Origin of the sequence: Proteiniphilum saccharofermentans (genome assembly GCF_900095135.1) — a bacterium.
GTDB lineage: Bacteria > Bacteroidota > Bacteroidia > Bacteroidales > Dysgonomonadaceae > Proteiniphilum > Proteiniphilum saccharofermentans.
The window spans coordinates 3,899,620-3,914,032 of sequence record NZ_LT605205.1 but is presented as its reverse complement, the minus strand read 5'-3'; the positions used below and the strand labels follow the sequence as shown (position 1 = coordinate 3,914,032).

Annotated in this window: 12 protein-coding genes; 1 reads left to right on the top strand and 11 read right to left on the bottom strand. The window is 45.7% G+C overall.

What is annotated here, in order from left to right:
- Positions 1 to 42: 42 nt before the first annotated feature.
- Positions 43 to 2,529, top strand: a complete 2,487-nt coding sequence (locus PSM36_RS15225; RefSeq protein WP_076931633.1) for a DUF4982 domain-containing protein — start codon at positions 43 to 45, stop codon at positions 2,527 to 2,529.
- 84 nt (positions 2,530 to 2,613) lie between these two features.
- Here PSM36_RS15225 and PSM36_RS15220 read toward each other — a convergent pair whose 3' ends face one another.
- The 11 genes from PSM36_RS15220 to PSM36_RS15170 form a co-directional block, all read right to left on the bottom strand.
- Positions 2,614 to 4,242, bottom strand: coding sequence for a sialidase family protein (locus tag PSM36_RS15220; RefSeq protein ID WP_083711191.1), 1,629 nt, complete (start codon positions 4,240 to 4,242; stop codon positions 2,614 to 2,616).
- Between the two features lie 87 nt (positions 4,243 to 4,329).
- Positions 4,330 to 5,733, bottom strand: coding sequence for a sugar porter family MFS transporter (locus PSM36_RS15215; protein ID WP_076931631.1), 1,404 nt, complete (start codon positions 5,731 to 5,733; stop codon positions 4,330 to 4,332).
- Between the two features lie 101 nt (positions 5,734 to 5,834).
- Complete coding sequence (locus tag PSM36_RS15210) at positions 5,835 to 6,947, bottom strand: DUF4434 domain-containing protein (protein ID WP_076931630.1); 1,113 nt, start codon at positions 6,945 to 6,947, stop codon at positions 5,835 to 5,837.
- A 17-nt stretch (positions 6,948 to 6,964) separates the two neighbouring features.
- The gene (locus PSM36_RS15205; RefSeq protein ID WP_076931629.1) at positions 6,965 to 8,044 is read right to left on the bottom strand and encodes an SGNH/GDSL hydrolase family protein; all 1,080 of its coding nucleotides are present in this window, start codon (positions 8,042 to 8,044) and stop codon (positions 6,965 to 6,967) included.
- 127 nt (positions 8,045 to 8,171) lie between these two features.
- Positions 8,172 to 9,026, bottom strand: a complete 855-nt coding sequence (locus tag PSM36_RS15200) for a sugar phosphate isomerase/epimerase family protein (RefSeq protein ID WP_076931628.1) — start codon at positions 9,024 to 9,026, stop codon at positions 8,172 to 8,174.
- Positions 9,027 to 9,270: 244 nt separating this feature from the next.
- Positions 9,271 to 10,320, bottom strand: coding sequence for an integrase core domain-containing protein (locus PSM36_RS15195; RefSeq protein WP_076928998.1), 1,050 nt, complete (start codon positions 10,318 to 10,320; stop codon positions 9,271 to 9,273).
- Positions 10,321 to 10,325: 5 nt separating this feature from the next.
- Positions 10,326 to 10,607: a hypothetical protein gene (locus PSM36_RS15190; protein ID WP_076929390.1), complete on the bottom strand. Its 282-nt coding sequence runs from the start codon at positions 10,605 to 10,607 to the stop codon at positions 10,326 to 10,328.
- A 155-nt stretch (positions 10,608 to 10,762) separates the two neighbouring features.
- Positions 10,763 to 11,179, bottom strand: coding sequence for a type II toxin-antitoxin system VapC family toxin (locus PSM36_RS15185; protein ID WP_076931627.1), 417 nt, complete (start codon positions 11,177 to 11,179; stop codon positions 10,763 to 10,765).
- 4 nt (positions 11,180 to 11,183) lie between these two features.
- A complete protein-coding gene (locus tag PSM36_RS15180) occupies positions 11,184 to 11,387 on the bottom strand; it encodes a hypothetical protein (protein WP_076931626.1) in 204 nt (67 codons plus the stop codon).
- Between the two features lie 255 nt (positions 11,388 to 11,642).
- On the bottom strand, positions 11,643 to 13,154 hold the full coding sequence (locus PSM36_RS15175) for a Gfo/Idh/MocA family protein (protein WP_076932315.1): 1,512 nt from the start codon (positions 13,152 to 13,154) through the stop codon (positions 11,643 to 11,645).
- A 10-nt stretch (positions 13,155 to 13,164) separates the two neighbouring features.
- Positions 13,165 to 14,412, bottom strand: a complete 1,248-nt coding sequence (locus tag PSM36_RS15170) for a phosphodiester glycosidase family protein (RefSeq protein WP_076931625.1) — start codon at positions 14,410 to 14,412, stop codon at positions 13,165 to 13,167.
- Position 14,413 lies beyond the last annotated feature (1 nt).

Below are 14,413 nucleotides of genomic sequence, written 5' to 3'. Positions count from 1 at the left end.
TCTTCACGGTTTTGAATAAAACTGATATTAGAAAATAATTGTATGAAGAAGTTTTTATTTGTTTGGATTGCACTTTTGATCGGGCTAAGTGCTTTGTATGCTACCCGGACAACTGTTCCCCTTGAACAGGGATGGAAATTTACCCGCAACGATGATCCCAAAGCATCGGACGTTGTGTATGACGACAGCAATTGGCAGACCGTGCGCATACCTCACGACTGGGCAATATACGGTCCTTTCAGCAAAGAAAATGATATTCACCGGATGGCGATTGTGCAGGATGGACAAACTACTGCCATCGAGCATTATGGCAGAACCGGTGGCCTGCCTTTCACAGGGGTGGGGTGGTACCGGAACACTTTTTCCATACCCGGCCATTCGGAAGGCAGGAGAGTGATTATCCAGTTCGATGGTGCCATGAGTAATGCGCGGGTATTTGTCAACGGGAAGGAGGCCGGCTACTGGCCCAACGGTTACAACACTTTTTATTTTGACATCACGGGCTTAGTGCATAATGACGGGCAGGATAACCTGTTGGCGGTCCGTCTGGAGAATTTCGAAGAGCAGTCGCGCTGGTATCCCGGGGCAGGGCTTTACCGTAATGTGCATATCATTACTACCAACGAAGCATATATCCCCGTTTGGGGCACTTACGTGACCACACCCGAAGTAAATCAGAAATTTGCGCGGGTGAATGTGAAAACAAAAGTGGTCACTTCAGGAGAAGGAAATTACAGGCTGGTGACAGAAATTAATGATGCGTCGTCGCGTGTAGTCGCATCAGATGAAGCATTGTTGACCCCATATGATCTTGGTGAAATTTCCCGGGACCTGTTTGTCGAAGATCCGTTACTATGGGATATCAGGCAGCCCAATATGTACCGGGTAGTTTCAAAATTATATAAAGATGGGGTACTGATGGATGAGTATAGTACCCCGTTTGGTATCCGTACCATTGAAATTGTGGCTGACGGAGGATTTATCCTTAACGGTAGAAAAGTGAAGTTTCAGGGTGTTTGTCTTCATCACGACCTGGGCCCGCTGGGTGCTGCGGTGAATGAAGCGGCTATCCGTCGGCAGATACGAATTATGCAGGATATGGGAGTAAATGCCATCCGTACTTCTCACAATATGCCGGCTCCTGAGTACGTGCGTATTGCCGATGAGATGGGTATGATGCTGATGGTGGAAACTTTTGATGAATGGGCTATTCCCAAGGTGAAGAATGGATATAACCGTTATTTCAACGAATGGGCTGAAAAGGATATTGTGAATGTCATCCATCATTACCGCAACAATCCCAGCGTGGTGATGTGGTGCATCGGTAACGAAGTGGAAGAACAGAGCAATAAGCAGGGCGCCAGGGTAGCCCGTTTCCTGCAGGATATCTGCCACCGGGAAGACCCGACCCGTCCGGTGACCAATGGGATGGATCGTCCCGATCATGTATTCTCCAATCACATGGCGGCTATCATGGATGTGCCCGGGTTCAATTATCGTTCCTTCCGGTATCAGGAAGCCTATGAGCGATTGCCTCAGCAGTTGGTGCTGGGAAGTGAAACCACTTCTGCCTTGAGTTCCCGCGGAGTGTATAAGTTTCCGGTGGAGAGAAGATCAATGGCTATGTATGACGATCATCAGGCTTCGTCATATGATGTGGAACATGCGGCCTGGTCGAACCTGCCGGAAGACGATTTTATCCAGCACGACGACCTGTCCTACACAATGGGTGAATTTATATGGACCGGTTTTGATTATCTGGGAGAACCCACCCCTTATTACAGTGCATGGCCCAGCCACAGCTCATTGTTCGGAGCCGTGGATCTGGCTGGGATACCCAAGGACCGGTTTTATCTTTATCGCAGCCACTGGAATAAGGAAGAGGGGACATTGCATATCCTTCCGCACTGGAACTGGGAAGGACGGGAAGGCGAAGTGACGCCTGTTTTTGTGTACACTAATCACCCCTCGGCCGAATTGTTTATCAACGGAAAAAGTCAGGGAAAAAGAACCAAAGACCTCTCTGTACCGCTCGAAGGAAGCTATACAGAAGAGGCGCAAAAGAATTTTGCACGACAGAAACGGTATCGCCTGATGTGGATGGATACCCGGTATGAGCCGGGAACTGTGAAGGTAGTGGCATACGATGAGCATGGAAATGCCGTAGCTGAAAAGGAAATCCGTACTGCGGGGGAACCCCATGGATTAGTGCTTGAAGCAGATCGGACCATCATCAATGCCGACGGCAAAGATTTGGCGTTTATTACGGTATCGGTAGTAGACAAGGATGGTAATCCCTGTCCCAATGTAAATGAACTGGTCAGGTTCAACGTGAAAGGGGCGGGCAGTTACCGGGCCGGTGCCAATGGCGATCCCACGAGTCTCGATCTTTTCCACCTGCCGCAGATGTACCTCTTCAACGGCAAACTGGTAGCGGTCGTTGAATCGACGGAGAAGCCCGGTACCATTACGCTGGAAGCAACAGCCAAAGGATTGAGGAAAGCGAGTATAAATATCCAGACAAAATAAGCCCGTTTCTTACAGGCTCATAAAACGGTAGGGTTACGTGGTAATGCCGCGTAACCCTACTTTATTTTTTGACTATGATAGAAGCTATTTCCTGATAATATCAGTCAGTTTTATGGCCTGGAATGTCATATGGGCCACACTGCTTTCGTATATAATACCAATGGTCTCTTTGTCGATCATCGTCAGGCACGAATATCCCCATCCGTGATCCTCATCGAGCAGTAACTGATACTCTTCAGGAAAAGAGATGCCACCATCCAGGCTGGCTTTAATCGTTATCTTATTCCGTTCCTTGGTAGAATTTGGGTTGGAGAACAATAAGATATCCCTGTTCAGTACATTATCTTTGGCATCTACCTGTAAAAGGCTGGCCATACAGACTGGCTCCTGTAGCACTTTACGGGATGAAGGATGTTCCGTCCATGTCAATCCCAGGTCTCCGGTTGTTGAAACGGCACGGCTACCACCCCGGTTATCCCGCATATTCAGCATAAGTACTCCCGGAGCTGTTTCAGCTACTTGTGCTTCCGTCGTGTTCGAGCGTGCCGGGTTATGGATTTTCCATGTTTCACCGCTGTCTTTGCTATACATGATGCCGGCAAAGGGAACGGAAGTGGAGTCGATAAATTGTATCGGAAAGACCAGCGTCCCGTCCTGCATGGTGATACCTCTTCCGGGGCCTTGTAGTAAAAGCCTCCATGACGGATCTTTCACCTGTTGTGTGATATTGATAGGATCAGACCAGGTTTTACCGTCATCAGTACTTTTTGTAAGCACAAGTTGTCCGGTTTCATTTATATCCATTCCGGCCTGGGAGTTGTGCCATGCACGCCTGTTCCCCATGCCGTGTGTCCATAGTGCAATGATCCAGATTGTGCCGCTTTTTGTATCCACTAATATCGCGGGATCGCCTACGCCATTCTGTGCTTTCGGTAATCCCCCATATTCGCCGAAGCTCAAAGGAAGACGCATCTCTTCCCAGGACTGTCCCTTATCGGTACTTCTACTTAATCCTACATCTATATATTCCTGCAGATCAACACTGTTATTATAGCGGACATCATACACTGCCAGCAATGAGCCTTTATTGCTCGTGGCTAATCCCGGGATACGATAAGCGGCTGCGCCATCGTCGCCGGCATGGCGTACCCCGATTCCCATGCGATGTGCTGCCGGTTTATCCTGGCTTGTTACAGGTGCATTCTTCCCGTCGAGTTTAGCCGAAACAAGATCTACCCCAACCGTAGAAAGAAGCGAAGTATTAGGTTTCATCTGCAAGCTCACCCAGAAATAGTTAATGCCCGGAAACAGTTTATATTCCGGTTTAAACACCACTTCGCCGGACGGTGATTGCTGCTCGTTTACTTTAATGGAATAGGATGGGATTGCCTCACGAGTTTTCCCCTGCGCGTTATGACTTGAAATATACTGTACCGGCGCATAGTGGATATTTCCCAGCCGTTCCGGCGCTTCAGTACCACCGTAATACAATTTTACGGATGCTATTTCGTCCGGATGAGTATCTTCGGCAAACCTGAGTTTGATCTCATCCAGCGTTTTTGAATTTCGGGCATCTATCCGGACGTAAAACAATACATTATCCAACCTGTCTATTAAAACGGGAATTTTTGTTTGTTTTATATATATCGTATCTGTGGCCTGGATGGTGAAAATGAAACAGGCAAGCAGGAAACTTAAAATAATTCTTTTCATTATAAAATGTTTTACAGTATAAGTAATCATTTAACAAAGCTACTGTAAAATTTCTATGAGTAAAAATTATTTTTCCAGATACACCGTTTATTTCTTTTTTAACCAGAATCTTTCGATATCTTCGAGTGATTTACCGGCGGTCTCGGGCATCAGTTTCCATACGATAAGCATATAGGGGATGCACATGAATGCGAACAGGAAGAACGTGCCGGCAGGGGTAGCGTTTTCAAGCATCCACGGAGTGAGCTGTCCTATAAGGTAAGTGCCGACCCACAGGGAAAATCCCGCGATAGACATGGCCAGTCCCCTTATCCTGGTAGGGTACATCTCGGAAAGGAATACGAAGATTACCGCGCTGATGGATCCTGCCGTAAAGAAAATATAAGCAAGGAAACAGCCCAGCAAAAATATACTCGACATGCCCAACGATTCACCTTTCAGGAAATAAATCCCGATAAGGATCAAAGATACGATCATACCCGAAACGCCGATATAAACCAGTTTTTTCCGGCCTACCTTGTCTATGATAAGGAGGGCAAGTACCGTGGTCCCCATATTGACAAGGCCTATCAATGATTGGTAGAACAGGGAATCACCGCTTGAAAGCCCGCTTGTCTCGAAGATGGACGGGCCATAGTACAGCACGGCATTGACACCCATAAATTGTCCCAGGATGGCGATGGCACAACCGATCAGTACCGCACGGAAGATGCCCGGCGTGAGAAGTAGTTTCCAATCCGATTTTACATCCGATTCCAACATCTGTTTGGTCTCATTGATCTGGAAAGAGACTTCCGATGCTTTGGTGTAAATCTTAGAGAGTATTCCCGATGCGGTTTCGTCTTTCCCTTTCACTATCAACCAGCGGGGGCTTTCGGGAATGAAAAAGATAATAATAAAGAACATCATGGCCGGAATGGTTTCGACACCGAGCATTCCACGCCAGATCTCTGTCCCGAAGATTTGATGCAATATCGAGTTTGATGAGGTAAATCCTGTAGAGAAATTTAGCAGATAGTAATTTGCCAGATAGGCACCCAGAAAGCCTACTGTGACCGCAAGCTGGTAGAGGGAAACCATTCTGCCGCGATGGGAAGCGGGGGAAATCTCTGAGATATAGAGCGGACAAACAATCGATACAATACCGATACCTACCCCTCCTACAATTCGCCAAATGACCAGTTGGTTAAAGTCGGGGGCAACGGCGCATCCCAATGCCGAGGTGGTAAATAATACCGCTGATAGTAGCATTGTCTTTTTACGCCCGAAATAATCACTCAAAGCTCCGGCAAAGAGAACCCCACTGATTGAGCCTATCAGCGCGCAACCGACATACCAGCCGCTTTGGAGCGTTGTCAAACCAAACTGACTTGTCACCTGGGACACCGTTCCCGAAATCACGGCGGTATCATACCCGAAAAGGAAACCGCCTAATGCCGCTACAACGGAAAGAAAGATCACATAACTGCTAATATTCTCTGCTTTCTGCATCTTTAGTTATAAATTAATATTCTATGTATATTACACTGTTGTTTCTCTTGAATTCCGGTGATCTCCCGTCCTTATTCCGCGAGTTCGGGTGGTCCCCTTTATTAAAGATTAAAATATTCCTTATACCGGTTGTATAGATTCCCTGCCTGGAGATAGGCCGACTGCGGACTCATAAAATGGGAGAACTCGAAGGTGATCGCTTTGTCGTAGCCACAACGTTGGGCTGCCTCCAGTTTCATCCGGAGCTTATCGAATTTGATCGGTAGAAATTTAATAGGCATGTCGCGGTCGAACGACTCGGCGTTTGTCCAGCATTGCATACCGTATTTGTCGGCCAGCTTTTTGTTTACCGTGAAGAAAGCGTCCAGTTCGTCATAATCGATATGTCCGTCCTGGAATGCCACGGCATCGACCACCTCGTGAATCCCCGCAAATATCTCATCCCACTCTTTCTCATGTTGTTGGATCGAGACCGCTTCCTCTTTGGTAAGTGCTGAGCCGCTTGCTGCTACTGCCTTTTTACCGTCGATCCATGGCGAGATAAATGTAGGTAGTCCTCCGGAAACATCTTTGCACTGCTTGCCCATGGCGTAGAAAGCACCGATGGCCCCTTTTGTGGCGCGGCTTATTTCACCGCTCACATACCATCCTCCGAAACTCTTATATTTTTCGCCGTAGTTTTTCCAGACTTCGTCGATCACATACTTGTTGTCTTCGATTTCGTGCGACATATCACCGGTGGCCCAATAGTGGCCGGAGTCGTACAGCCCGAAATAAAACTTCATCCCATGTTTTTCCGCGAGGCGCAGGTACATATCCACCAGGTCAACCGACGGCATGAAACATCCTTTGTTCAATAAATATTCCGACGGGTAGGTAATAAATTTCCTGTATCCGGAGCGGATCATGATCACCGTATCGATACCGATGGCCTTCATATACTGGAAATCCAGGTCCCATTCCGCCTCTCCCCAGTTCTGATGGGGAATATCGTGGGATATCTCATCCAGGAATGTGCCGGTTATTTGTATTCCGTTATTTTCAGGTACAATGAGTTTACTTTTCAACTCATTGTTTTTATATATGTTGGAACGATTATCACCTGCTAAGGATGATTTCCCGTCGCCGTTGCAAGCAGATAATGCGGGAATAGCCGCTACCGAAGCGCCGGCAAGGGCGGCTTTCCTGATAAAGTCTCTTCTGTTGTGCTGCATTGTTTTCTGTTTAATGGTTATTGAATGTTGATATGTTGGATAGTATTATACAATTTATCGGCAAAGCGTAGAAAGCCCAAGTCGGTGAAGTGGATACCGTCCACTGTGGCTTCCCCGTCACTGCCGATCAGGCCGTCATTTGCCAGATAATATACATTTTTATCTCCCTCACGTTTGATCTTTTCATATTCTTCCCTCAGCAGCCTGTTCTTTTCCGTTATGGTTTCATAGATGTTTTTATCGTAAAACGAATGGGGAAAAATAACTGTCTCCACGAAAAGGATCGGGGTATCGGGGTTTGCTTTGCGCAATATATCGAAAAAAGGCCTTGTTTTTTCTGTCAGCTGCGTAGCATTGACATTGGGAATAAAATCGAGGATAAACATTGATGCATCCCTGCGGGTTGCCATTAATTCCGCAATCTCATAATCGAGCTGCCCGTTTCCGCTGAACCCCAGGTTGATCACTTCCCTGTTTAACCGGCGGGCGAGGATATTGGTGTATGACATTCCCGGTCTCGTGGCACATCCTCCCTGGGTAATACTGGTCCCGTAAATTAGGATGGGATGAGTCGTATCGGGATAGGGGAGTTCCGGATTTTTGATATAGGCGGTAGAGTCTATCCCTATCGAAAGGGAAACCACTCCGTCATAAAGCGGGAGGAACATCATATATTCCCGTTCCTGCGGTGTCATATCCGAGATAATGGTTCGTTCGTTCACTTTTCCGGAAGGGAGCCCGGCTTTCACGGGCTGCCAGTGACCCTCTTCCCATGCATACAGGTCGACACCTTTGATGCCCGTTTCGGTCATATGATTCATCCGGTTGTCGCCTGTCACCTCCCATTTCGCGGAGATAGCCGTACTGTTTGTCCTGAAACGGATTGCCAGTCCCGACGTATTTTTTCCCAAGTTCCATATCGGCGGTCGGCATACCTCTTTCAGATAGGCCGGAAGCCGCTCGTACCGGGTTTCGGTCTCGTCCGACGTTTTTCCGACCAACGGGAACTGGTCCGCATCATAATACACTGTTTGCGCATGGAGTTGTAGAGAAAGAATATAGAAAATGCCGACAAGTAGAGTATTTATTCTGTTCATATTTAGTGAATTCAAGGTGATTTTCCTTTGTGTTTGATTATCTATAGCTTTAAAAAATCTACCATATAACAAAAATAGTAAATAATTAGTCACAGAATATCCTGCCTAACCGGCATGTTTGAGGAATTTATAATATCTCTTCTGCCACCTGATTGAAATAATCGATGGATTGCTTTATCTGGGGTAGGTTGTTCTCCCAGTTCGCCTCGTATTCGATCGTGAAATACCCCTTGAAGTTTTGCCCCTTCAGTTCTTCCATCATTCCTTTCACGTTGAGGATACCCTGTCCCCATACCACATCTTCGAGGCTTTGTGCTTCTCCCTGCGGTGCAATGTCCTTGAAATGCAAAGCGATGATCTTCCCGTCGAGTTGCTGCATGGAAGGAATAGGATCCAGCCCCATCCTTTTATAATGCCCCACGTCAACGCAGGCTCCTAATAGGTCGTCCCTTCCCCCAATGCTGCCAAGTAATATTTCCGGCTTCCAGTAAGAGTTCTCACTTGGGTGGTTATGGACAGCCACTTTGATGTTATGTTTTTTAGCCAGTTCTTCCACCACGTCCCAATCTTCACGGGCCGGTTCAGCACTGATAAATTCCATCCCCATGTCCTTTGCAAATGAAAAAACATGTTCCCATTCCTCTCTTTGGGCAGTCCATACCCCCGAAGAAATGATTTTGACACGATTTGACGCGGCCAGAACTCTCAGCCTTTCCTGATCTCTCATACTTAAATCATAGCCGAAAACAAGATCTCCGAATCCTTCCCCCATCTTTTGCCCGGGATAGATCTCGATAAAACGGAGTCCCAATTCTTCTGTTTTATCCAGTGATTCCGCTACTGTAAACAGATGAAAAGTATAGGATTGCATGGATAAATGCCATCCCTGTTTTTCCGTTTTGGTTTTCGTACTGTCTTGTGCACATCCGGCATTTAATAAAAGGCAGGACACTGCAATAAATACCATTTTTGTTGTTTTCATATTATTTAAAATTTTATCGTACTTCGATAATTATTGGAGGGATTCATTTGTATATTCACATTGTAAATGTTAGTTCTATTGTATAATTCACATTTCAAATGTTAGTTTTATGATCAATCACTCAATGTTCCATATAGTAAAAAAACGTGCAAACTTGTATTAGCCCGTAATAACCGAGCACATTAATTGTATTTAATCTTTTTTATTACTTTTGTATCGGACAAGCTGATCCGATGGTGATATATTATACCGAAGGATTTATAGAAGGGGTGTTACTGTAAGTAATTGCCCCTTTTACCATTGCCTGAAGAGCTATTTCATTTCTTCGTGGCATTGAGCCACTTGAAATGAGGACAAGCTGAACCTCAGGATCCTTATTGCCCGATGGTATGTCATCATTTTCTTTTCGCTGGTTTTCAGCGTACTTTTCCCTGTATTCTACAGGTGAACAGTATTCCAGTCTATGAAGTATCCAATCCGTGTTGTAATCATTAATAAATTGATTAATACTGTTATAAGCTTCCTCAAAAGAAGAAAATGTTTCTGTTTGCAACACCTGTTCTTCCAGGGTGCGGTGAAACCGCTCTATTATCCCGTTGCATTGCGGTGACCGTACAAACGCTTTGGACATCTCCAATCCCAGGAATTTCATTTCATTCATAAAATCAGCAGAGTCATACTGCGAGCCATGGTCGCTTCTTAATTGCAACTTCATTCCTTTACACACATCCTTACCTACCGAACCGAAAGTCTTCCGTACAGCGGCCCTAACAGGCTCCATGGCGGCAAAACGGTTGCCTTTCCTTGCAATATGCCATGAGATAATCTCATCGTTAAAGTGATCGATCACACCAAAGAACCAATGCCAACCTGACCCATCAATCCAGAACTTCTTCCCATCAGTGGCCCACATGACATTGGGTGCATCCGTGATTATAGTACCATCATGTTCGCGCTTATTCGTCTCCCCGGGCCTTCTGTAGGGGCTCAGCAGGTTGTTTTCCCGCATGATGCGGTTCACACGTGCCTTGCCGGCTACCAGAGCGTTTATCTTCCTTTTACCCATGCGGTTTTTCACTTTCAGATAACCTTCAGCGTTGAATGTACTCTTCTTAATTTCTTCCTTAATCTCCTGTAAAACCTCTTCATCGCTATGCTTGGGTTTTCTGCCCCGTTTCCCTGTTTTGGGAGTAGGGTTTTCATACCAGGTGCTGCTGCTGTAGCCGACTACCTTGAATATCAAACGCTTCGGATATGGTTTCCCGGTTAATGGATAATGTTCCTCTATCAGCATGGAGATTATTTCCTTTTTAGTTTTGCTGCCAATTCGTTCTTTTTTTTTGTGAGTTCGAGCTCCATCTGCAGTTGCCCGATCTTACGCTCGGCAGCACCCAGCCTCGAATCGTCGGGTTTACGCTTGAACCCGTCGGTACCACTCTCGATAAATTGATCCCGCCAAAGGTTGATATCAGCCAGAGTAACTCCGTATTCACGGCTAAGCAGCTCCGGATCCTCTCCACGCAACAAGGATAAAACTATTTCAGCCTTGATTTTCGATGTAAAATTCTTCCTCTTTTCCATAGCAGTTGTAAAAATAACTTTTATTTTTTACTGCTCGGTTTTTTTGAGGGCTAATATAAAAAACGTGCAAACTCAAATCAATTGGTTTACACGTTTTTTTGCAACTGTCCGGTTTTCCGGATGCTTCACTTTTTATTTCCTTACTTATTCACATCTCATCGTCTGTTTAAGATAAAGTCCAGGCCCTGATCGGTGTAGTTCTTAAACTCGTGGTCTGAGGAGATGAGCGGTATCTGGTCGGAAATGGCTTGGGCAATGATTACATGGTCGTTGATGTCTTTATGGCCTTCCGCTATCTGCAATGATGTATATGTCTTGAGGTGATATTCATTAGAATAAATAATTCGTATGTCGTTTTCCTCTATAGCTCCTATTAAGTCCTTTTCAGATTTGTATAATTTATACCTGAACTTCCCGATACGGTACAAAAAGATTAGTTCCTGCACAACGATATTACTCACATATACAATCGAGGAATAATCGTCAAGTATAGCCTTCACATCACGATCTATCTCATCATACCGATCTGACAAAATAAAATACAGGATGTTCGTATCTAAATAATACCTCATCGTCTTATTCCAAGATTGCATCCATATCTATCGTTTCCAACACTCCCTCAGGATATTTCTCCCTGAAAAGCGCAATTTTAGATTTCGGGCCTTGTCCCAGTTTGATTCCTTTTTCTTCCAGTTCCCTGATCACATCAGCTCCGGTTTTAAAGCTTCCTTTTACGGCTCCCCGTTTTTTAAGCATAGCCTTTTTCTTTGTTGTTGCCATGTCTTTTTTCTCCTATTTCTTTGTTTGTAAAATCAATACTGCGAAGTTACAAATAATTTTCAGAAGAAAATAAGAATAAAAATAAAAAACCAAAAAGCCTGAAGTAAGGAAATCAGAAGTGGAAAATCATTATACCTATTCCGGTATTTTCAGAAGGAATATCTAATGGGATAAACGTGTAAACCAATATTTTAAAGAACGCTTTTTGCTCTTGACACCGACCAGGGCACTGTCCCCCTTCCGGTTTACCCTTTATTACCGGGGCATATCCGGTAGCGTAAACCCGTTTTCGTAGGTATGCTTTATCCATTCGTTCGCCATCTCCAGGGCATTGAACTCCGCAAACCTTCTGTCGAATTTCGGATCGCCATCAATCACGGCATATTCATCGTGCGTGACAATGCTGATCTTATCGGTCGGGGATATATTGGTAAATTGCATGTTCTCCCCGTCCCATTGCAGTTCACGGTGCAATCCCTGCAGACCGGAAAGGCGTACGGCCAGAACTCCCATTACCACCATTTCGTTGAAAGGGCCTGAAAACCGGAAATTCGACGAAGCCTCGGTTCTGTTATCCGGGGATTCCTTGCAGGCCCTGATCCAGTCCTGTTCGTGGGCGTTCGTATCCCAGATATTTCCGTTCCCGCCTTTGATGCGTGGTATCGTAGGTTCGGGCTGTTTGAAACCAGACATTTTTGAGGTAGGCAGTAATGTCGGATTCATCCCGTAACAACCGGTCATGATTTTCCCTTTGGTCCCAACCAGTATGATCCCCCCGTTCGAGTCACCCATCATTTCCCCGTCTTCCAGCTCTTCCGGCCTATCGGGGAGTAATCCCCCGTCATACCAATGTACGGTCAATTCGGGCATATTGATCTTCCCCTTTGCCGGACGTGCCGGGAATTTATAGATTACTTTCTGTGCCTGTGGCGGAGAATAAAGATTCGCTAATGTGGAACTTGCCGACACACTCACCGGATACTTCAGATCCAATGCCCAGTATAGCGGATCCATGATATGGCATGCCATGTCGCCCAATGCTCCTGTCCCGAAATCCCAGAATCCGCGCCAGTTCCAGGGAGTATATGCAGGATCATAAGGACGTTTTTTAGCAGGGCCGATAAACAGATCCCAGTCCAGCGTGGAGGGAACGGGTACACCTCCTTTGGGTTCACCCAACCCCTGGGGCCAGATGGGACGGTCTGTCCAGCAATGCGCTTCGTATACATCGCCGATCACGCCCGATTGTACCCATTCGGTTATCTGCCGGCACCAGTCGAATGAATTTCCCTGATTCCCCATTTGGGTTGCCACCCTGTATTCTTCGGTGAGTCTGGTAAGCAGTCTGGATTCATAGACGGAATGAGTCAATGGTTTTTGTACATAAGCATGTTTTCCCAAAGTAATGGCATGGGCGGCTACCCCGGCATGGGTATGGTCGGGAGTTGCCACCATAATAGCGTCGATGGATTTACCCATCTGGTCGAACATTGCCCTCCAGTCTTTAAACTGCTTGGCCTTAGGATAATCGTTGAACGTTTTCGAGGCGTATTTCCAGTCGACATCGCAAAGTGCAACGATGTTTTCTGTTTTCATGTTCGCCAGGTTGCGGCGTCCCATTCCTCCCACGCCGATACCGGCAATGTTCAGTTTGTCGCTTGGAGAAGTATATCCCCGCGCTTTCCCAAGTACCGTATTGGGAACTATGGTAAGACCGGCGGCTCCCATGGCCGCAGTCTTTAAGAACTTTCTGCGTGAATAAGTCATAAACTTGTAATTAATATAATGCAACCACGCTGGTGATGGCGCGTTGGTTACCGTCGCTTGGAATAATTGTTTCTTTCCCGTTGATAAGCATACAGGAGGAACCTCCTCCGTCAAGATTGATTGCTTCCGTGCAACCTAAATCGAGCAATAAGTCGGCAACATTTTTAAGGGTGAGACCCGGTGTATCAGGCGTTTTGTTGCGTCCCTCGCATACGAAAAATATAAGGTGGCCTGAAGGTCTGTACCCTATGGCGGAACGTGGATTGTTTATAGTGGGGCCGATGCCGCTGGAAGCGTCGAACAACTCATTTTCCCAAGTGTTCTTGTATTCACCGTTTTTTATCAATACCGGTCCTGCCCCAATCGCATCTTTTGGAGTCCACTGTTGTGCTCCTTGTGGGAACTTGTCCGATGGAATATCCTGTGGTTTTTCACCAGCTTTATTGGGCGCAGGAGATGGATATACGAAAAGTTTTCCATCTGATTCATAGCCCCAATGTGCATGAAATTCACCATCGGATACTAACCCGAAAATACCTTGTGTTGGATAATAAACAGTACTTTCTCCGTTATAGTTGCGCCAAACCATGGGTTGTGCCGGTTTTACTGTTTTTCCGTCCCGTACAATTAATCCCAGGGAATGCCCGTCCCAAAAATAACCGGCATTTAACAATACAACAGATTTGTTTGAACTATCGAAAAACTGGGAAGGCGTTTTTGTGCCTTGCGCTTCACCTAATACAGAAAATCGGGCTTCTTTATCATTCATATCGGCTACCGCAATGTAAGCCTGTACATTTTTTTCTTCTACTTTCCGGGTGTATTTGTACACGGAGAGATAAGTAGGAAGTCCTCCGAAATCATTTTTCTTTTCCCATCCACGGGCGTTTGGATCGGGAGGAGTAACAACAAAATTCGATTTAATCCGGAACAATATTATTCGCCCTTCATATCGGATTTCAAATGTAGCCTCTTTGGATAAGTCATATTGCGAAGTTTCCTCCTTGGGATTTTCCATACTTACACCGGGAGCTAAAGTGAACTTCACTTTAACATCTGTAATGTCCGTATTTGTCGGAAAATCGATGGAAATAAAATGTGCAAAATTATCAAATACTACATTTTCAGCATGAGGAGAGATTACTTCTACTGATTTGATATACTCTATATTATAATCAATTGTGTTTGATTTCTCCTGGCATGCGGATACAATGAAAGAGAATAGAACTAAAAAGCTATAAAGCAAAATCCGGTTCATG